Here is a 19,195-nt window from a genome sequence, read left to right on the forward strand (position 1 = left end):
CCAACGGGCGGCGCGCTCTCTTCGGCGCCGCCGGGGAGCGGACTGAGATTGGTCACGATGCCGCTCCTGATCAGTTCTCGACTCGGGTACGGGGGTCGATGACGCCGTACAGGAGGTCAACGACCAGGTTGGCGGCCAGCACCGCCAGCGTGATGACCAGGAAGATCCCCTGCATCAGCGCGTAGTCGCTGTTCTGCACGGCCGACAGCAGCTGCGAACCGATGCCCGGGTAGGAGAAGACCTGTTCGGTGATGATCGATCCGGAGACGACGAAGCCCAGCGAGATGGCGAACCCCGCCACCGAGGGCAGCACCGCGTTCCGCGCCGCGTAGCGGCTCAGGATCCTGCGGTTGCGCAACCCCTTGGCCTGGGCGGTCAGGACGTAGTCCTCGGAGACCGTGGAGACCATCATGTTGCGCATCCCCAGCAGCCAGCCGCCCACCGAGGAGACCACGATGGTCAGCGCCGGCAGGGTGCCGTGCTCGATCACCGAGCTGATGAACTCCCAGTTCCAGCCGCTGGCCAGCGCCACGTCGTAGCCGTGGTTGAGCGGGAACCAGCCGAGGTTGGTGGAGAAGACCAGCACGAAGATCAGCGCCAGCCAGAAGTAGGGCACCGCCGAGAGCACGGTGGTGGCCGGAACCAGGGAGTCGAGCCAGGAGCCCCGCTTCCAGCCGACCACCGCGCCGAGCACCACGCCCAGCACGAACGACAGCAGGGTGGCGATGCCCACCAGGCCGATGGTCCAGGGCAGGGCCTGCCCGATCACGTCGGAGACCGGCGTGGGGAACGCACTGGTCGCGACTCCCAGCTCACCTCTGGCCAGATTCCCCAGATAGGTGAAGTACTGGTTCCACAGGGGCTCACCGGTGTCGGAGCCGAGCAGGGCCTCGTAAGCCTCGCGTGCCTCGGGGCCGACCTGGCCGCCGCGCTGCTGGAGCTTGCCCAGCAGCGCGTCGACCGGGTTGCCCGGCATCATTCGTGGGATGAAGAAGTTCAGAGTCAACGCCGCCCAGAAAGCGACGAGATAGAACCCCAACTTCCGGGCGTAGTACCTCATGGAGCAGCGTCACTCACCGGCGGGCTTCAGGTTGCGGAAGATCTCGGACTGGTCGGGGTGCGACCACACCGCCGGGAAGGCGTACATGTTCACGTCCGTCGGCCAGCCGGTGAACTTCCCGGCGTTGAACTGGCTGGTGGTGCCACCGGTCATGATCGGGATGTACGGCATGTCCTCCTCGATCTGGGCCTGGATCGTGTCGTAGTACGGCTGCCGCGCGTCCTGGCCGTCCTCCGGGTTCATCTGGGTGAGCGCCTCAAGGGCCTCGTCCACCTCGGGGTTGGAGTAGCGCGCCCACCCCGGGTTGGTGCTCTCACCGACCGGCACGGTGCTGGAGGAGTGGAAGAACTGGTAGTAGACGTAGTACGGGTCGGGGGAGGCACCCGGGTAGAGCGAGTCGATGGCGAGCTCGAAGTTGCCGGAGTTGCGGGCGTCGGTGGTCTCGTTGAACGAGGCCTGGTTGACGTTGACCTTGATGCCGGCCTCGTTGAGCTGCTCGGCCATCGTGTTGACCGCGGTGATGTAGTCGGTCCAGCCGGCGGTGACGCGCAGGCTCATCTCCAGCTTGACGTCGTCCTTGGCGTAGATGCCGTCGCTGCCGCGGGTGTAGCCGGCGGCCTCCAGGATCTCCTCGGCCTGGGCGACGTCCGCCGTCATGCTGGCGGTGCGGTTCTCCAGCTGCGCGGAGGCATAGGCCGCGTCACGTTCGGGCAGGGTGTATCCCGGGGAGATCTCGCTCGCGGTGTCCTGGAAGGCGAGCGAGTTGAGGGTGTCGCGGTCCATGGCGTGGAAGATCGCGTGGCGCACGGCCGGGTCGGTCTGCGGACCCTCGCAGCCCAGGTCGGTGTTGGCGCAGGTCACCAACGCCATCTGGTTCATCGGGGTCGTGATGATCTTGTAACCGTCGTGGTTCTGCTCGAAGTTCTCCATGTCCGGCACCGGGCCGGTCTGGAAGTCGATCTCGCCGGCGGACAGCGCGTCGGCCGCGGCCTGGTTGCCGGAGAGGGCCACGAAGCGGATCTTCTTCAGCTCCGGCTCGCCGTCCCAGTAGTCGGGGTTGGCGGCGAAGGTGTACGCCTGCGGCTTGAACTCCTCGTGCACGAAGGCGCCGGTGCCGACCGGCTCCTCCATGATGTCCGTCTCCGGGTCCTCGATGCCGGACCAGATGTGCTCGGGCACGATCCAGGTCTTGCCGAGGAGCTGCGGCACGTCCATGTAGGCCGCCTCCTCGAAGGTGACCTTGACCTGGGTGGGGCTGACTATCTCGGTGTCGCCGTCGAAGCCGAAGCTGTTGAACGACGCGGTGTCGCGGACCAGGTTGAAGGTGAAGGCCACGTCCTCGGCGTCGAACGCCTCGCCGTCGGACCAGGTGACGCCCTCGCGGAGGTCGATGGTCAGCTCGGTGCCGTCGTCGTTCCAGCTGTACTCGGTGCCCAGTCGGCTGGCCGGCTCGTCCTGGCGCGCGACGTTGAAGAAGAACAACGTCTCGTAGATGGTGCCCTTGCCCCCGATCGAGTCCGGGGAGTAAGGGTTGTAGTTGCGCTGCCAGTCGCCGGCCTGGCCGGTGTAGGCGATCAACGTGTCGGGGTCGGTGGACGACCCCCCGCTCGATCCGCCGCAGCCGGTCGCGATCATGCCGAGGCTGACCGCCCCGATCGCCGCCGCTCGCGCGCGCCGCCACCTTGCGTGCAAGGACATTCTTGTTCCTCTCTTAGCCTGCCCCGAGATTGGGGCATGGGCGGAGTCTCCCAGGGGTATGTGATTGTTAAGCCGCCGAATTAACAAAGTCAACCCTCCAAAGACACGAACAGGCAACGACATGTCCGCACTTCGGAGAAGCCTGTTCGCCTCGGCGCCCCCACGATGAGCCATGGCTCCCCGCGTCTCCCCCGCCTGACGGTCCATACTGGCCAAAAGCTTCGTCAGCCAAATAAACTAAGGGTTGCGCAGTGTCACCTGCGCACCGCATACCGAAGTGGTCAACTCCCGTACGGGGTGCGAAGGATGGGGATGCAGTGAACGGACCGGCCGGAGCGACCCCGCACGCCAGCAGCAGAGCCGCCGTGCTCGACGTCATCCGCGCCGCCGGCACCATCAGCAGGGTCGGCCTGGTGAAGGCGACCGGGTTCACCGGCGCCACGATCTCCACCGTGGTCCGGCGCCTCATCGACGACGGCCTGGTGCTGGAGTCCGGGCGGGCGGAGTCCACGGGCGGCAAGCGCCGAGTGCTGCTCCAGCTCAACCAGTCCTCCCGGTTCGCCGTGGGTGTCCATCTGGACCATGCCGGCATCACGTACGTGCTCACCAACCTGGGGGGTTCGGTGGTCGCCCGGATGTCCCGGGCCGGGGTGGGCACCGACGATCCGCCGGTCATCATGGAGCGCATGGCGACGGAGGTCGACGCGCTGATCGACGGCGCCGGGGTCGACCGGAGCAGGATACTGGGCCTCGGTCTGGTTGCTCCCGGCCCCATGAACCAGATCAGCGGGGTGCGTCTGAGTCCACCGGCCATGCGGCACTGGGAAGACTACCCACTGGCCGGAGTGCTGGAGACCGCCACCCACCTCCCGGTGGTGCTGGACAACGATGCCACGGCCGCCGCGCTGGGTGAACACTGGTCCGGCGACGTGGGCGGTACCTCCACGTTCGCCGCCATCTACATGGGTACCGGGGTCGGCGCCGGCCTGATGGTCAACGGCATCACCTACCGCGGCGCCAGCGGCAACGCCGGCGAGATCGGGCACATCTGTCTCGACGTCAACGGCCCCGAGTGCTGGTGCGGGGCGCGCGGCTGCACGGAGACGCTGGCCGGCCCCGGCGCCGTGGTGGCCGCCGCGCGCGCCGACGCGGAGCTGGCGCGGACGGCCGGCCTCACCGACTCGCCCCAACGCCCGCGCTGGCTCGCGGACTTCGCCGCCGTCACCAGGGCCGCGCTGCGCGGGGACGCGCGCGCCAGGCTGCTGCTGGAGGACTCGGCCCGCTATCTGGCGGTGGCCGCCCGCACCCTGGCCAACGTGATGGACCTGGAGCAGCTGGTGCTGACCGGGCCGAGCCTGGCGATCGCCGGAAGCTTCTATCTCCCCGTTGTCCAGGAGGAGTTGAACCGCTCGTTCTTCTCCAGAGCCACCCACTCGGTGACCGTGCGGCTCTCCCACTCGGCGGCCACGGCACCCGCCATCGGGGCCGCGGCACTGGTCCTCCAGTCCGAGCTGGTGCCGCTGCGCGAGGGCTCGCGGCTCCCGGAGAACCTGGGCGAGGCCGAGCCGTCCGCCCAGCCCGCGGGGCGGTGACCCACGCGGGGGCGCACGGCGCGCGCCCCCGCGACCTCTCGGGATCGCACCACCCTAAGTAAAGAAATGTCGCGGTATCTCTTCTCTAACGGGTTAATTCCGCGAACGGGGCACATGACCCGGGTTCGTCGCGGGGACAGAACGATTCGTCCCCGCGATCCCAACGAACTGGAGAGCCTCCGTTGGCCACCTCCGACACCGTCCATCACTGCCCGTTCGACTTCTCCGAAGGGCTGGAATTCGACCCCACCCTGAGAAAACTCATGACCGAGGAGCCGGTCGCGCGCGTCACCCTCTCCTACGGCGAGGGCACGGCCTGGCTGGTCACCCGCTACGAGGACGTCAGGCTGGTCACCACCGACCGCAGGTTCAGCCGGGCGGCCGTCGCCGGGCGGAACTTCCCCCGGATGACGCCGGCGCCCATCGTCCAGTCGGAGTCGATCAACCTGCTCGACCCGCCCACCAGCAGCCGTCTGCGCCGCCTGGTGGCCCAGGCGTTCACCGCGCCCAGGGTCGCGGCCATGAGGCCGGCCACCCAGCGGATCGTGGACGGGCTGCTCGACGAGATGGCCGACCACGGGCCGCCGGCCGACCTGGTCGCGCACCTGTCGTCCCGGCTGCCGATGACCACCATCTGCGAGGTCCTCGACATCCCCGAGGAGGACCGGCCCGAGCTGCGGCGGCGGGCGATGGCCATGATGGCCACCGGCCAGGACACCAAGGAGGCCGCCGTCCAGGCCAAGGCGGAGCTGCGCTCCTACTTCGGCGAGTTGACCCGGGCCCGCCGCGCGGCGCCCGGCGAGGACCTGATCAGCCACCTGGCGACGGCACGGGACGGCGAGGAGCGGCTGGGCGACGACGAGCTGACCGTGATGGCCATGGTCCTCATGATGACCGGCCACGACACCAGCACCTACCAGCTGAGCAACATCACCTACACCCTGCTCACCCACCCCGAGGCGCTGGCCAAGCTCCGCGCCGAGCCGGACCGGCTGCCGAACGCGCTGGAGGAGCTGTTCCGGTACATCCCGTTCCGCAAGGGCGTCGGGATCCCCCGGATCGCGCTGGAGGACGTGCGGCTTGGCGACGTCACCGTGCGCGCCGGCGACACCGTGCACGTCTCCTATCTGGCCGCCAACCGCGACCCGGACCGCTTCCCGCACCCGGACGAACTGGACATCGACCGACCGCCGTCGCCGCACATGACCTTCGGCTGGGGGGCCCACCACTGCATCGGCGCGCCACTGGCGGTGATGGAGATCCGGGCGGCGATCGGCACGCTGCTGACCCGCTTCCCGGGACTGCGGCTCGCCGTCCCGCCGGAGGAGGTGCGGTGGAACGACGAGTCCATCTGGCGCTACCCGTATGAGCTCCCGGTCGCTTGGTGACCGGCTCGACCGAAGCGAACACCACCGAGAAAGCCATCGATACCGCGCCGGGCACCCCGTGCCCGGCGGCGGCAAGGGGAGGGGATCATGGCCGTTCTGTGCAGACCAGCGATCGCGGTACCTGAGCACGTACTCACCCTGGAGCAGACCCTCCAGCTGGCACGCGACATGCACGCCGACCATCCGCAACTGGGCCTGGCCCTGCGTCTGATCGAGAACACCGGGGTCCGCACCCGGTATCTCGTGCAGCCGATCGAGGACACCCTGCGCCATCCGGGCTTCGAGGAGCGCAACCGGATCTACGAGGCGGAGGCCAAGCGCCGGGTGCCGCAGGTCGTCTACCAGGCGCTGGACAACGCCGACCTGACCGTGCGGGACATCGATCTGATCGTCTATGTCTCGTGCACGGGCTTCATGATGCCGTCCATGACCGCCTGGTTGATCAACACGCTCGGTTTCCGGCCGGAAACCCGCCAGTTGCCGATCGCCCAGCTCGGCTGCGCGGCGGGCGGCGCGGCGATCAACAGGGCGCACGACTTCTGCCAGGCGTACCCGGAGGCCAACGCCCTCATCGTGGCCTGCGAGTTCTGCTCGCTCTGCTACCAGCCGACCGACCTCGGCGTGGGCCAGCTGCTCTCCAACGGCCTCTTCGGCGACGCGGTGGCGGCCGCCGCGGTGCGCGGGCGGGGCGGGAGCGGGGTGTCGCTGGAGCGGAACGCCTCGCACCTGGTGCCGGACACGGAGGACTGGATCTCCTACGGGGTGCGGGCCACCGGCTTCCACTTCCAGCTGGACAAGCGGGTGCCCACCACCATGAAGATGCTGGCGCCCGCGCTGCGCACGCTCGCGGACGACCACCAGTGGGACGTCTCCGGGCTCGACTTCCACATCGTGCACGCGGGCGGCCCCCGCATCCTGGACGACCTGTGCCATTTCCTTGACGTGGACCCGGAGATGTTCCGCTTCAGCCGGGCCACCCTGACCGAACGGGGGAACATCGCCAGCTGCGTGGTCTTCGACGCGCTGGAACGACTCTTCGCCGAGGGCGGCGCGGAGCAGGGGGCGAGGGGGCAGATCGCGGGCTTCGGGCCCGGCATCACCGCCGAGATGGCGCTGGGCAGCTGGGAGACCGGGGAGCGGCCCACCGTGGCGGGGCAGACCCGGAGGTCCGCCCCGCGCGCCTCCGTCGCCTGAGCGACGGGCGGGGCCCGGGGGTCAGCGGGCGGCGGTCGCCAGATAGGCGGCGGCGATGTCCGTGTGGGTGGGGAAGGCCAGCGGGGCGGGGCGGTTGAGCACCAGCCACTCGGTGGCCTCGGAGGTCGGCCGGGACGGCGGCAGTCCGGCGGCGTCCACGGGCGGGAAGAGCGCGAAGACGTTCAGATGGCGCTCGGTGCTGTGCACGTCGAAGAGGGTGACGTCCTTCGCCGGCGCGGTCAGGCCGGTCTCCTCCCACAACTCCCGGGCCGCCGCCTCGCGCCAGTCCTCGCCGAGCTCCATGTAGCCGCCGGGCAGGGCGAGTTCGCCACGGCAGGGCTCGATGTCCCGGCGCACCACCACCAGCCCCCGGTCGCCGTCCGTGGCCACCACCGGCAGCAGGGCGACGGCCACCGGCAGCGGGTTGGCCCACAGCGTCTCGCCGCAGCGCGGACAGTCCCTGGGCCAGCCCGCGACGGCCGCGTACCCGGCCCCGCAGTAGGGGCAGTGCGTCACGGTGCGGCCATAGGTGTAAGCCATCGGGCGTCGCTCCGCCTTTCGCTCTCTCGCCTGGGTCGGACGTCGCCCGCGTGCCCCGGCGGGGCGCACGGCGATCCGACGTTCCTCGTTCCGCTCGAAGTCGACATGTCGCCCGGCGCGTCCCCGCGTCCGGGACGTCGACTTGTCCCTGAGTGCCCTTGCCTCCTCAGCGCGCGCACGCACCGAGGCTACGCTGCCCGGCCGCCCTCGCCGGCCAGGGGGCCCGGCCGGCGCTTGACCCCGACGCCGCCCACGATCTCCAGGTCGAGGGGGCCGGGGTCGGTGTCGGCCGTCGGGCGCCAGAGGGGGCAGGAGACCAGGCCGGGATCGATCAGCTCCAGCCCGTCGAAGAAGCCCACGATCTGCTCGTGGCCGCGCAGGTGGTAGGGGACGGCGCCGGTCCTGTTGTAGCGGCTCTGCGCCTCGGCGAAGGCGGGGCGGCCCGTGACGGCGTCGTTGAGCGACAGCCGGCTGCCGGGGGCCAGCGCGTCCAACAGCGTGCGGACGATGGCGCGGGCCCGCGCGTAGTCGTCGACATGGCCGAGGACGCCGCTGAGAATCAGCCCCACGGGACGTCCCAGGTCCAGCCGTTGGTTGACGGCGGCCAGCACGGTGTCGGGTTCGCGCAGGTCGGCGTGGACGTAGTCGGTGGCTCCCCCGGGGCCGCTGGCCATCAGGGCGCGGGCGTGGGCCAGGACCAGCGGGTCGTTGTCGACATAGACGATCCGCGCGTCGGGGCGGCAGCGCTGGGCGATCTGGTGGGTGTTCTCCGCCGTGGGCAAGCCGGTGCCGATGTCGACGAACTGCCGGATGCCCCCCTCGACGGCGAGGTGGTGGACGGTGCGGCCGAGGAACTGCCGGGAGGCGCGGGCGACCTGGCGCACCTCGGGGAAGGTCCGGCAGTAGTCCTCCCCCGCGCTCCGGTCCACGGCGTAGTGGTCGCGGCCGCCCAGCCAGTAGTTCCAGATCCGCGCGGAGTGCGGCACCGTCGTGTCGATCATGGTCGCCTCTTCGGTCACGGCGCGGTTCTCCTGGTGGTGCACGGTGCTGGTGAGCGGGCGGGGACGGAGGGGGAAACGGGCCCGCGACCGAGCGGGGGCGCGGGGCGGACGACGGGGGACGACAGCACCGCATCATAGAGGCGCTGTGTCGACGCGTCGACAAATAGGCCCCGCCGGCGCGCTGTTGGGCGCGCGGGCGGCCGGCCGCGCGCCCGGGTCGGCGCCCCTGGGCCGTCAGTCGTCCCGCGTGGTCAGCACCCGCTCCAGGTCGTAGCCGACGGGCTCCTCCAACTGCGCGTAGGTGCACTCCTCGGGGAGCCGGTCGGGGCGCCAGCGGCGGAACCTGGTGGTGTGCCGGAACCGGTCACCCTGCATGTGGTCGTAGGCGACCTCGCAGACGCGCTCGGGGCGCAGCGGCAGCCAGCTGAGGTCCTTCCCCGCGCTCCACCTGCTGGGTCCGCCCGGCATCCGGTCCCGCTCGTGCGCCGCCTCCCGGGCCCAGTCGGCCCAGGGATGGCCCTCGGCGGAGTCCATCAGCAGCGGCGTCAGCTCCTCCATCAGCTCGGCGCGCCGCCTGGCGGTGAACGAGGCGCTGACGCCGACGTGTTGCAGCCGGCCCTCGGCGTCGTAGAGGCCCAGCAGCAGCGAGCCGACGACCGGGCCGCTCTTGTGGTGGCGCAGTCCCGCCAGCACGCAGTCGGCGGTCCGCTCGTGCTTGACCTTGACCATGGTCCGCTCGTTGGGCGTGTAGGGCTGGTCGAGGCGCTTGGCGACGACCCCGTCGAGGCCGGCGCCCTCGTACCGCTCGTACCACTCCCTGGCGACGGCGAGGTCGGTGGTGGCGGGGGCGAGGAAGAGCGGCGGGCCGGCGCCGGCCACGGTCTCCACCAGCAGCCGGCGGCGCTCGGCCAGCGGCTCCCGCAGCAGCGACCGCTCTCCCAGGGCCAGCAGGTCGAACGCGACGAACCCCGAGGGGTGCCGCTCCGCGAGCGTCCGCACCCGGGAGTCGGCCGGGTGGATGCGCTCCAGCAGGGCGTCGAAGTCCAGCCGGCCGTCGCGGGCGATCACGATCTCGCCGTCCAGCACGCAGCGCGGCGGCAGCCGCTCCGGCAGCCCCTCGGCCAGCTCGGGGAAGTACCGGGTGAGCGGCTTGGTGGAACGACTGTGGATCTCGATCTCGGGGCCGTCCCTGAAGACGAGGGCCCGGAAGCCGTCCCACTTCGCCTCGTAGTGCAGTCCGGAGGGGATGCGCGCGGCCGGCTTGGCGAGCATGGGCTTGACGGGGGGCATCACGGGCAGCTCCATGCTGCCGATGCTCCCCGCCCACCGGCGCGCGCCGCCCGCGATGCGCCGCCGTTCGGGGACGCGGGCGCCCCGGGCAGGACAGGACCCTCAGGACACGTACTGCGTGAGTATCGCCTGCACCTCGTAGATGTCGACGCCCTTGGTGAAGGTCTTCTCCAGCGGCGTCGGGTTGCTGGAGATCCAGATCTTCAGCTCGGCGTCCAGGTCGAAGTGGCCCGCCGTCTCGACCGCGAAGTGCGAGATGCTGCGGTACGGGATCGAGTGGTACTCGACCTTCTTGCCCGTCAGCCCCTGCTTGTCGATCATGATCAGGCGGCGGTCGGTGAAGAGCATCGTGTCGCGGATCAACAGGAACGCCGCCTGCACCCGCTCCCCCTGCCCGAGCAGCCGACCGTACTCCTGGTGCGCCTGCCCCGGGTCGATCGCGTGCGCGTTGCCGAACAGTGCCATAAGTGGCCCCCCACCGTGCGAAGTTACCTGCTTGGCACTGTACCCCGCCGCACTGACGGGCAGCAGGGGGCGCCGGACGGCCCCGCCCGGACTGCGCTTCCGGGCCCCGGCCCCTACCGTGGGAACCATGGCTGAGGCGACGGAGGTCACGGTCGGCGGACGCGCGGTGCGCGTGTCGAACCCGGGGAAGGTGTACTTCCCGGAGCGCGGCTTCACCAAGCTGGACGTGGTGGAGTACTACCGCTCCGTCGCCGAGGGCGCCCTCCGCGCGCTGCGGGACCGGCCCACCACGCTCCAGCGCTTCCCCGACGGGATCGACGGCGAGTCGTTCTTCCAGAAGCGGGCCCCCCGCAACATCCCCGACTGGATCCCCACCGGCCGCATCTCGTTCCCCAGCGGCCGGCACGCCGACGAGATCGCGCCGAGCGAGCCGGCGGCCGTGGTGTGGGCGGCCAACCTGGGCTGTCTGACCTTCCACCCCTGGCCGGTGCGCAGAGCCGACACCGAGCACCCCGACGAACTGCGGATCGACCTCGACCCGCAGCCCGGCACCGACTACGCCGACGCGGCCCGGGTCGCCCTGGAACTGCGGGAGCTGCTGGACGAGTTGGGGCTGACCGGCTGGCCGAAGACCTCCGGCGGGCGGGGAATCCACGTCTTCGTGCCGCTCGTTCCCGAGTGGTCCTTCCCGCAGGCGCGCCGGGCCGCGATCGCGCTCGGCCGGGAGCTGGAGCGGCGGGCGCCCGGCCGGGTCACCACCGCGTGGTGGAAGGAGGAGCGCGGCGAACGGATCTTCGTCGACTACAACCAGATGGCCAGGGACCGCACCGTCGCCAGCGCCTACTCGGTCAGGCCGCGCCGCGAGGCCACGGTCTCGGCGCCGCTGACCTGGGACGAGGTGCCCCACGCCCGCCCCGAGGACTTCGACCTGGTCTCCATGCCGGGGCGGTTCGAGGAGGTCGGCGACCTGCACGCGGAGATGGCCGACCGGCCGTGCCGGCTGGAGCGGGTGCTGGAGCTGGCCGAACGCGACGAGCGCGACCACGGCCTGGGCGACCTGCCCTACCCGCCCGACCACCCCAAGGCCGAGGGCGAGCCCACCCGCGTCCAGCCGAGCCGCGCCCGCGGAAAGCCCAGGCGCTCCTGACGGGCCCGGCTCACGGCTTGCGCGCGACCCCGCCGGCCTGGCCGACGTCCTGGGGCCCCTGGCCCGCCGCCGGGTCGGGCCGCCAGCGCGGCACCGGGACCACACCGGGCTCGGCCAGTTCCAGGCCGTCGAAGTAGGCCCGGATCTCGTCCATGGTCCGCAGCCGGTACGGGACGGCGCCCGAGGCGTTGTACTCGGCCTGGGCCGAGCAGTAGGTGGGGTCGGTGTCGGTGCCCTCGTTGATCGACACGTGGCTGCCGGGCGCGAGCGGGGCCGTCAGCCGGCGCACGAGCGCACACGCCTCCTCGTGGGTGGCGACGTGCCCGAGGATGCCGCTGAGGATGAGGCCGACCGGCTGCCCGAGGTCGAGGTGCGCGGCGGCGGCCTCGACGATGCGCTCGGGGTCGTGCAGGTCGGCCTCCAGATAGGCGGTGTGCCCCTCGGGGGTCGAGGTCAGCAGCGCGTTGGCGTGCATCAGGATCAACGGGTCGTTGTCGACGTAGGCGATCCTGGCCTCGGGATTGACCCGTTGGGCGACCTGGTGGGTGTTGTCGACCGTGGGCAGCCCGGTGCCGATGTCGAGGAACTGCGCGACCTCGGCGTCGCGGACCATGTACCGGATCGACCGGACGAGGAACTGCCGGGAGCCGCGTGCGATGTCCACGATGCCGGGGAACGCCTCCCGGTACTGGTCGCCGGCGATCCGGTCCACCTCGTAGTTGTCGCTGCCGCCCAGCCAGTAGTTCCAGATCCGCGCCGAGTGCGGCACGGAGGTGTCGATCTTGGAAACCGGCACGGGACGGGGGGTCGAGCCGTCGTCAGTCACGGGCGCCTCTCCTGCGGTGCGGCGGGTCTGCCACGCCCCAACGTAACCGTCCGGGCGGGCCGACCGGGCCAGGCTCACCACACGCGTGGGCTCCCCCGGGCCGGCCGGCCGTGGCGCACGGGTACCGGTTCAGGCGATGCGGCCCAGCTCCTCGGCGTGCACCGGATGGGCCAGCGGCTCCCCGGCCACGTGGCGGGCCAGCTCCTCCAGCACCACGTCGGCCAGCCGGTGCAGCTCGGTGCCCTGGGCGCCGGCCAGGTGCGGGGTGAGCCAGACGTTCTCCAGCGACCACAGCGGCGAGTCGGCGGCCGGCGGCTCGGGCTCGGTCACGTCGAGCACGGCGGTGAGCCGGCCGCTGACCAGCTCCGGCTCCAGCGCGGCATGGTCGATCAGCGCGCCCCGCGCGGTGTTCACGAGCACCGCGCCGTCGCGCATCAGGGACAGCCGGGAGGCGTCCAGCATGTGGCGGGTCTCGGCGATCGAGGGGGCGTGCAGGCTGACGAGGTCACTGGTGGCCAGCAACTCGTCGAGCGGCAACGGGACGGCGCCCAGCGCGGCGGCGTCCGCCGGGTCGAGATAGGGGTCGGCGATGACGACCTCCAGGTCGAAGGGGCGCAGCGCCTCGGCGACCAGCCGGCCGATGCGCGAGGCGCCGACCAGGCCGACGCGGCGCCGGTGGTTGCCGACCCCGGGGAACCGGCGCAGCAGGTCGACGCGGCCCCGCTCCTCGCGGAACGTGGTCATGGCGGCCGGCACGCCCTTCAGGGTCAGCAGGATCATCGCCAGCGTGTACTCGGCGACGGGCTGCGCGTTGGCCTGCGCGGCGGTGGAGACCTTCACCCCGCGGTCCCAGCAGGCGGGCGACAGATGGCCCTTGACCGTTCCCGCGGAGTGCAGCACGGCACGCAGCCCGGGGGCGGCGGCCAGCGCCTCCTCGTCGACGACGGGGCTGCCCCAGCCGGTGATCAGCACCTCGATCTCGGCGAGCCGCGCGCGGGCGTCCGGCGAGGTGAACTCGGTGAGCACCCGGCCGTCCCCGAGGTCGGCCAGCTCCCGCAGTCGGGACCACTGGGACGGGGTGAAGAGGCGGTCCGGGAGATCGGGGATCATGGCAAGGGCGACCTGGGGCAGTCGGGACTGCACTAGCTCCTCCGGAGGTGGGGCTGCTGTTGCGGGGCGGAGGTAAGCGATTACCGAGCCCCGTGCATGGTATGCGAAGGCCCCCGCGGGGCTTTCGGGGAGGCGACCACGTCCGCCGGCCCCCGGTGGACGGTCGCCCGCGAACGACCACCGCCCGGGGCCACACCCCGACACCGTCGACCACCCCCCGGCGGACGGTTGCCCGCGCAGTTCCCCGCGCCCCTTCTCGCCCGGTGGGCGGCTTGGGGGCGCGGGGAACTGCGCGAACACCCCGTGGCGGGCCGCGGACGACCACCCACTCGCCAGACGCGGGACCGCCGTCGCCCCACGGCGCCGGGGACCCGCCCCGTCAGGGGCGCGTCGCGGTCACCGTAGTCACGGCGTGGTCGAGCTCGGCCGGGGTGAGGTCGGCGCGGGCGGTGAGGCGGAGGCGGGAGACGCCGTCGGGGACGGACGGCGGGCGGAAGCAGCCGACGCGCAGGCCCCGTTCCCGGCAGTCCTCGGCCCACGCGACGGCCGTCTCCGGCGAGGGGGCGCGGACGGAGAGCACGGCGGCGTCCGGAGCGGGGGCGGTCAGCCCGGCCGTGGTGAGCCGGTCGTGCAGGGTCCGTGCCGTGGCCAGGGCGCGCGCCGCCAGGGCGGGCTCGGCACGCAGCAGCCGCAGCGCGGCGAGGGCGGCGGCGACGGCGGGCGGGGCCAGGCCGGTGTCGAAAATCATCGTCCGCGCGGTCTCCACCAGCTGCCGGATCACCCGCGCCGGTCCGAGCACCGCGCCGCCCTGGCTGCCGAGCGCCTTGGACAGGGTCACGGTCGCCACCACGTCCGGCGCCCCGGCGAGCCCGGCGGCGGCGACGGCGCCCCGCCCGCCGGGTCCGACGACGCCCAGCCCGTGCGCGTCGTCGACCAGCAGCGCCGCCCCGTGGGCGCGGCAGGTCTCGGCCCACGCGGCCAGCGGCGCCGCGTCACCGTCGACGGAGAACACCCCGTCGGTCACGCCCCACGCCGGCCCCCGGTGGCCGGCGAGTACCTCGGCGACGGCCTCGGGCGCCGCGTGCGGCACCACGGTCGTGGCGGCGCGGGAGAGCCGGCAGCCGTCGATCAACGAGGCGTGGTTGCCGGCGTCCGAGACCAGCAGGGTGCCGGCGGGGGCGAGCGCGGTGAGGGCGGCCAGGTTGGCGGCGTAGCCGGAGGAGAAGACGAGCGCCGCCTCGAAGCCGCAGAACGCGGCCAGTTCGGCCTCCAGCAGGGCGTGCGCCTCGGTGGTCCCGGTGACCAGTCGGGAGCCGGTGGCGCCGGCGCCCCAGCGGCGGGCCGCCTCGGCGGCCGCGCCGGTCACCTCGGGGTGGCGGGTCAGGCCGAGGTAGTCGTTGCCGGCCAGGTCCAGTGCGCGCGCGTCGGCGGGGCGGGGGCGCAGCCGACGGGTGAGGCCCGCCTTGGCGCGCCGCCTCGCGGCCTCGTCGAGCCAGTCCAGCACCCGCTCCGGGCGCGGGTGCGCGCTCACGCCGGCCGCGTCATGTCGCGCGTCCGGTCGGCGCGTCCCACCGTTCCCCGCAACGCCGTCCCCCCTCGTTCGCGTTGTTGAGTCCACATAACTCCGGTCCACGTTAGTGTCCCGGCGGGGTCGCGCAACATGGAGAGATGGACAGACGGGGGCCAAGTCCTCTTGTGGGGTTCCGCCTTGGACCTGGGGCTCCGGGTGCGTCAGGATCGAGAGCCATGGACCTCTTGGACCGGCTGGTCGACAAGGGGCTGCGCGGCGCGCGGCCCACCCGCGAGGAGGCGCTGGCCGTGTTGGCCACCTCCGACGACGAGCTGCTGGACGTGGTGGCCGCCGCCGGCCGGGTGCGCCGGCACTGGTTCGGCCGGCGGGTGAAGCTCAACTACCTGGTGAACCTCAAGTCCGGCCGCTGTCCCGAGGACTGCTTCTACTGCTCGCAGCGGCTGGGTTCGAAGGCCGAGGTGCTGAAGTACACCTGGCTGCGCCCCGAGGAGGCGGCCGAGGCGGCCAGCGCCGGGGTGGCGGGCGGCGCCAAGCGGGTCTGCCTGGTCGCCAGCGGCCGAGGGCCGACCGACCGGGACGTGGACCGGGTGTCGCGGACCATCGAGGCGGTGCGCGACAAGCATCCCGAGGTGGAGGTCTGCGCCTGTCTTGGACTGCTCTCCGACGGGCAGGCCGCGCGGCTGCGCGAGGCCGGGGCGGACGCCTACAACCACAATCTCAACACCTCCGAGGCCACCTACGGCGACATCTGCACCACCCACGGGTACGAGGACCGGGTGGCCACGGTGCGGGAGGCGCGGTCGGCGGGGCTGTCGGCGTGCTCCGGGCTGATCGCGGGGATGGGCGAGAGCGACGGCGACCTGGTGGACGTGGTCTTCGCGCTGCGCGACCTGGACCCGGACTCGGTGCCGGTCAACTTCCTGATGCCGTTCGACGGCACCCCGTTGGAGGGGACGTGGGAACTGACGCCGGCGCGGGCGCTGCGCATCCTGGCGATGGTGCGGTTCGTCTGTCCGGACGTGGAGGTGCGGCTGGCCGGCGGACGGGAGACGCATCTGCGGTCGCTCCAGCCGTTGGCGCTGCACGTGGCCAACTCGATCTTCCTCGGCGACTATCTGACCAGTGAGGGGCAGGCCGGCCAGGAGGACCTGGCGATGATCGCCGACGCCGGGTTCGAGGTGGAGGGCGCGGAGACCGACACGTTGCCCGACCACCGCGACGGGCTGGTGACGGTGCGCCGACGCGGTGTCGGCACGGACCTGCCGCCCAACGCCTGAGGAGTTCACGCTGTGTTGACGCCTGGCCACCTGGTGTGTACCCCCGCCGATCTGCTGGCGCTGGACCGGGAGCACGTGTGGCACCCCTACGGGCCGATGCCGGCCGCCAGCAGTCCGCTGCTGGTCGAGTCGGCGCGTGGGGTGCGGCTGCGGCTTGCGGAACCCGCCTTCGGCCAGCGGGAGTTGGTCGACGGGATGGCGTCGTGGTGGTCGGCGGTGCACGGGTACCGGCACCCGGTGCTGGACGCGGCGGCCAACGAGCAGCTGGGGCGGATGAGTCATGTGATGTTCGGGGGGCTGACCCATCGGCCCGCAGTCGAACTCGCCACCCGGCTCGCCGAGGTGACGCCCGGTCAGCTCCGTCACGTCTTTCTGGCCGACTCGGGTTCCGTGGCCGTCGAGGTGGCGCTCAAGATGTGCCTCCAGTACTGGGCCTCGCTCGGCAGGCCCGCGAAGCGGCGGGTGTTGACCTGGCGCGGCGGCTACCACGGCGACACCTGGCACGCCATGTCGGTGTGCGATCCGGAGGGCGGGATGCACCGGCTGTGGTCGGGGGCGCTGCCCCGGCAGGTCTTCGCCGACGCGCCGCCACCCGGCTTCGACGCCGCGCCGGACGCGGCCTATGTCGAGGGGCTGCGGACGCTGGTCGCCGCGCACGCGGGGGAGTTGGCGGCCGTGGTGGTGGAGCCCGTGGTGCAGGGGGCGGGCGGGATGGCCTTCCACTCCCCCGCCTATCTGCGGGCGCTGCGCGAGGTCTGCGACGAGCACGGCGTGCTGCTGGTCTTCGACGAGATCGCCACCGGTTTCGGCCGCACCGGACGGCTCTTCGCCGCCGAGCACGCGGGCGTGGTGCCCGATGTGCTGTGTCTCGGCAAGGCGTTGACGGGCGGGTACCTGACGTTGGCGGCGACGCTGTGCACGCCCCGGGTGGCCGAGGGCATCTCCCGGGGCGAGGTGCCGGTGCTCGCCCACGGTCCGACCTACATGGGCAACCCGTTGGCCTGCGCCGTCGCGCTGGCCTCCGTCGACCTGCTGCTGGCGGGCGACTGGGCGGGCGACGTGGCGCGGATCGAGCGCGGGCTGCGCGAGGGGCTCGCGCCGGCGGCCGGGCTGCCGGGGGTGCGCGAGGTGCGGGTGCTGGGCGCGATCGGCGTGGTGCAGTTGGACCACGGGGTCGACATGGCGGCCGCCACGGAGGCGGCGGTGCGCGCGGGGGTGTGGCTGCGCCCGTTCCGCGACCTGATATACACCATGCCGCCCTACGTGACCGAGGACGCCGACGTGGCGCGGATCTGCGCCGCCGCGGTGGCCGCCGCGCGGGCCGGGTGAGACCGTGGCGATACGCGGCGAACGGCCCTCCTCCGGGCGGGTGCTGGTGGTCAGCGGCACCGGGACCGAGGTGGGCAAGACGGTGGTGACGGCGGCCGTGGCGGCGGCGGCGCTGGGCGCGGGGCGACGGGTCGCCGTGCTCAAGCCGGCGCAGACCGGGCTGGCGCCCGACGAGCCCGGCGACGCGGCCGAAGCGGCCCGGCTCGCGGGCCCGTTGACCGCGCGGGAGTTGGCGCGCTTCCCCGAGCCGTTGGCCCCGGCGACGGCCGCCGCCAGGTGCGGGCTGCCTCCGGTGGGGCCGGCGGAGGTGGCCAAGGCCGCCGACGAGCTGGCCGAGGAGCACGACCTGGTGCTGGTCGAGGGCGCCGGCGGGCTGCTGGTCAGGTTCGACGAGACGGGCTCCACGCTGGCCGAGGCGGCCGAGCTGCTGGGCGCGCCGGTGCTGGTGGTGGCGGCCGCCGGCCTGGGCACCCTCAACGTGACGGCGCTGACCACCGAGGCGCTGGCCGCCCGGGGCCTCACGCTGGCCGGGGTGGTGATCGGCAGCTGGCCGGCCGCGCCCGACCTCGCGGCCCGCTGCAACGTGGCCGACCTGCCGAGGGTGGCCGGCGGCCCGCTGCTCGGCGCGGTCCCGGCCGGCGCCGGCGCGCTGCCGCCGGCCGACTTCCGCCGGCGGGCGGCCGACTGGCTGGCCCCGGTGTTAAACGGTCGCTGGCGGCCCGCCTCGCTGGCTACCGTGCCCTGATGCACGAACCACCACCAGAACTGGACACCTCCGCGCTGACCGCCCTGCTGCGGGAGCGCTGGGGTCTGGCGCCGGCCTCCCTGGAGCACGCGCCGGTCGGCTTCGGCGGCTACCACTGGACGGCCGTCGAGGAGAGCGGACGGCGGTGGTTCGTCACCGCCTGGGATCTCGCCGCCGGGCAGGCGCGGCTGCCGACGCTGACGGCGGCCCTGGACGCCACGGCCACGCTGGCCGCCCGGATCGACGGCGTCGTGGGGCCGGCCCCCGACCGCGAGGGGGTGACGACGCGCACGCTCGGCACCCGCTACGCGGTCGCCGTCTTCCCCTGGGCGACGGGCGCGGGCGGCGCCCACGGCGAGAGGTACTCACCGGCTCAACGCCGGGCGCTGCTGGGCCTGTTGGCCTCGGTTCACGGTTCGTCCCGGCTCGTTCCCGACGCCCCGTGCCTCGCCCCAGAACTGCCAGGACGCGCGGCGCTCGAACGGGCGTTGGACGAGCTGTCGACGCCCTGGACCGGGGGACCCTACGCCGAACCGGCGCGCGCGGCGCTGAGGGAACGTCATCCCGACGCCGTGCGCGCGACGTTGGCCCACTTCGACGCGTTGCTCGCCCGCACGCGGGCGGAGGGCGTGCCGTCGGTGCTCACCCACGGGGAGCCGCACCCCGGCAACGTGCTGTGGACCGAGGGGCGCCCCGCGCTGATCGACTGGGACACGGTCAGACTCGCCCCGGCCGAGCGGGACCTGTGGCAGGTCACGGAGGACCCCGCCGAGCTGGCCGCCTACACCGAGGCCGGCGGCGGCCCGGTCTCCCCCACGGCGCTGCGGCTCTACCGGCTGCGCTGGGACCTGGACGAGATCACCCTCTACCTGGCCCAGTTCCGCGCCCCGCACGACGGGGGCAGGGACAGCGCGGTGGCGTTCGACGGGCTCGTCGAGTCCCTGGACCGGGCGCTGGCGGAACGGGAACACGGCTGACCGGTACCCCCGGGCGGGGCGCGAC

General features: G+C 72.7%; 17 protein-coding genes. 8 read left to right on the forward strand and 9 right to left on the reverse strand.

Annotated features, from left to right (window positions below; translation table 11 throughout):
• Positions 1-70: 70 nt before the first annotated feature.
• Positions 71-1,060 (reverse strand): ABC transporter permease, encoded by a 990-nt coding sequence (locus CRP51_RS10650; RefSeq protein ID WP_097230834.1) that lies wholly within the window; start codon positions 1,058-1,060, stop codon positions 71-73.
• A gap of 9 nt (positions 1,061-1,069) precedes the next feature.
• Entirely contained in the window at positions 1,070-2,758 is a 1,689-nt protein-coding gene (locus tag CRP51_RS10655) for an ABC transporter substrate-binding protein (RefSeq protein ID WP_097230835.1), read from the reverse strand.
• A gap of 317 nt (positions 2,759-3,075) precedes the next feature.
• On the opposite strand from CRP51_RS10655, the gene CRP51_RS10660 reads away from it, so the two are divergent.
• The 3 genes from CRP51_RS10660 (at position 3,076) to CRP51_RS10670 (ending at position 6,932) form a co-directional block, all read left to right on the forward strand.
• Entirely contained in the window at positions 3,076-4,350 is a 1,275-nt protein-coding gene (locus tag CRP51_RS10660; RefSeq protein WP_097230836.1) for an ROK family transcriptional regulator, read from the forward strand.
• Positions 4,351-4,532: 182 nt separating this feature from the next.
• Complete coding sequence (locus CRP51_RS10665; protein ID WP_245880498.1) at positions 4,533-5,738, forward strand: cytochrome P450; 1,206 nt, start codon at positions 4,533-4,535, stop codon at positions 5,736-5,738.
• Positions 5,739-5,825: 87 nt separating this feature from the next.
• Positions 5,826-6,932, forward strand: a complete 1,107-nt coding sequence (locus CRP51_RS10670; protein ID WP_097230837.1) for a type III polyketide synthase — start codon at positions 5,826-5,828, stop codon at positions 6,930-6,932.
• A gap of 21 nt (positions 6,933-6,953) precedes the next feature.
• Here CRP51_RS10670 and CRP51_RS10675 read toward each other — a convergent pair whose 3' ends face one another.
• From CRP51_RS10675 to CRP51_RS10690, 4 genes are all read right to left on the reverse strand, one after another.
• Positions 6,954-7,472, reverse strand: coding sequence for an NUDIX domain-containing protein (locus tag CRP51_RS10675; protein ID WP_097230838.1), 519 nt, complete (start codon positions 7,470-7,472; stop codon positions 6,954-6,956).
• 188 nt (positions 7,473-7,660) lie between these two features.
• Positions 7,661-8,473, reverse strand: coding sequence for an SAM-dependent methyltransferase (locus CRP51_RS10680; protein WP_097230910.1), 813 nt, complete (start codon positions 8,471-8,473; stop codon positions 7,661-7,663).
• 234 nt (positions 8,474-8,707) lie between these two features.
• On the reverse strand, positions 8,708-9,778 hold the full coding sequence (locus CRP51_RS10685; protein ID WP_097230839.1) for an ATP-dependent DNA ligase: 1,071 nt from the start codon (positions 9,776-9,778) through the stop codon (positions 8,708-8,710).
• An 87-nt stretch (positions 9,779-9,865) separates the two neighbouring features.
• Positions 9,866-10,228 (reverse strand): PH domain-containing protein, encoded by a 363-nt coding sequence (locus tag CRP51_RS10690; RefSeq protein ID WP_097230840.1) that lies wholly within the window; start codon positions 10,226-10,228, stop codon positions 9,866-9,868.
• Positions 10,229-10,355: 127 nt separating this feature from the next.
• On the opposite strand from CRP51_RS10690, the gene ligD reads away from it, so the two are divergent.
• Positions 10,356-11,375 carry a non-homologous end-joining DNA ligase gene (gene ligD, locus CRP51_RS10695; protein WP_097230841.1) on the forward strand — a complete coding sequence of 340 codons (1,020 nt, stop codon included), beginning with the start codon at positions 10,356-10,358 and terminating at the stop codon, positions 11,373-11,375.
• A 10-nt stretch (positions 11,376-11,385) separates the two neighbouring features.
• Here the strand turns inward: ligD and CRP51_RS10700 are convergent, their stop codons facing one another.
• The 3 genes from CRP51_RS10700 to CRP51_RS10710 form a co-directional block, all read right to left on the reverse strand.
• The gene (locus CRP51_RS10700; protein ID WP_097230842.1) at positions 11,386-12,201 is read right to left on the reverse strand and encodes an SAM-dependent methyltransferase; all 816 of its coding nucleotides are present in this window, start codon (positions 12,199-12,201) and stop codon (positions 11,386-11,388) included.
• Positions 12,202-12,330: 129 nt separating this feature from the next.
• Positions 12,331-13,311: a hydroxyacid dehydrogenase gene (locus CRP51_RS10705; protein WP_097230843.1), complete on the reverse strand. Its 981-nt coding sequence runs from the start codon at positions 13,309-13,311 to the stop codon at positions 12,331-12,333.
• A 379-nt stretch (positions 13,312-13,690) separates the two neighbouring features.
• Positions 13,691-14,842: an 8-amino-7-oxononanoate synthase gene (locus CRP51_RS10710; protein WP_170970507.1), complete on the reverse strand. Its 1,152-nt coding sequence runs from the start codon at positions 14,840-14,842 to the stop codon at positions 13,691-13,693.
• Positions 14,843-15,057: 215 nt separating this feature from the next.
• Between CRP51_RS10710 and bioB the strand changes: the two genes are divergently transcribed.
• From bioB to CRP51_RS10730, 4 genes are read left to right on the forward strand one after another with little or no spacing between them, the layout of a single operon-like run.
• A complete protein-coding gene (gene bioB, locus CRP51_RS10715; protein ID WP_097230844.1) occupies positions 15,058-16,119 on the forward strand; it encodes a biotin synthase BioB in 1,062 nt (353 codons plus the stop codon).
• A gap of 12 nt (positions 16,120-16,131) precedes the next feature.
• Positions 16,132-17,448 carry an adenosylmethionine--8-amino-7-oxononanoate transaminase gene (locus CRP51_RS10720; RefSeq protein WP_245880499.1) on the forward strand — a complete coding sequence of 439 codons (1,317 nt, stop codon included), beginning with the start codon at positions 16,132-16,134 and terminating at the stop codon, positions 17,446-17,448.
• Between the two features lie 4 nt (positions 17,449-17,452).
• The gene (bioD, locus tag CRP51_RS10725; RefSeq protein WP_245880500.1) at positions 17,453-18,193 is read left to right on the forward strand and encodes a dethiobiotin synthase; all 741 of its coding nucleotides are present in this window, start codon (positions 17,453-17,455) and stop codon (positions 18,191-18,193) included.
• Positions 18,193-19,170: a phosphotransferase gene (locus tag CRP51_RS10730; protein ID WP_097230845.1), complete on the forward strand. Its 978-nt coding sequence runs from the start codon at positions 18,193-18,195 to the stop codon at positions 19,168-19,170. Before bioD ends, CRP51_RS10730 begins: the two co-directional genes overlap by 1 nt.
• Positions 19,171-19,195 lie beyond the last annotated feature (25 nt).

The sequence above is a fragment of the Streptomyces zhaozhouensis genome (assembly GCF_900230195.1).
GTDB classification, from domain to species: Bacteria; Actinomycetota; Actinomycetes; order Streptomycetales; family Streptomycetaceae; genus Streptomyces; species Streptomyces zhaozhouensis.

Excerpts from the sequence above, each read along its gene's own strand:
- CRP51_RS10650 (WP_097230834.1), bottom strand. The coding sequence starts at position 1,060 with ATGAGGTACTACGCCCGGAAGTTGGGGTTCTATCTCGTCGCTTTCTGG.
- CRP51_RS10655 (WP_097230835.1), bottom strand. The coding sequence starts at position 2,758 with ATGTCCTTGCACGCAAGGTGGCGGCGCGCGCGAGCGGCGGCGATCGGG.
- CRP51_RS10670 (WP_097230837.1), top strand. The coding sequence starts at position 5,826 with ATGGCCGTTCTGTGCAGACCAGCGATCGCGGTACCTGAGCACGTACTC.
- CRP51_RS10675 (WP_097230838.1), bottom strand. The coding sequence starts at position 7,472 with ATGGCTTACACCTATGGCCGCACCGTGACGCACTGCCCCTACTGCGGG.
- CRP51_RS10680 (WP_097230910.1), bottom strand. The coding sequence starts at position 8,473 with ATGATCGACACGACGGTGCCGCACTCCGCGCGGATCTGGAACTACTGG.
- CRP51_RS10685 (WP_097230839.1), bottom strand. The coding sequence starts at position 9,778 with ATGGAGCTGCCCGTGATGCCCCCCGTCAAGCCCATGCTCGCCAAGCCG.
- CRP51_RS10690 (WP_097230840.1), bottom strand. The coding sequence starts at position 10,228 with ATGGCACTGTTCGGCAACGCGCACGCGATCGACCCGGGGCAGGCGCAC.
- ligD (WP_097230841.1), top strand. The coding sequence starts at position 10,356 with ATGGCTGAGGCGACGGAGGTCACGGTCGGCGGACGCGCGGTGCGCGTG.
- CRP51_RS10705 (WP_097230843.1), bottom strand. The coding sequence starts at position 13,311 with ATGATCCCCGATCTCCCGGACCGCCTCTTCACCCCGTCCCAGTGGTCC.
- bioB (WP_097230844.1), top strand. The coding sequence starts at position 15,058 with ATGGACCTCTTGGACCGGCTGGTCGACAAGGGGCTGCGCGGCGCGCGG.
- CRP51_RS10730 (WP_097230845.1), top strand. The coding sequence starts at position 18,193 with ATGCACGAACCACCACCAGAACTGGACACCTCCGCGCTGACCGCCCTG.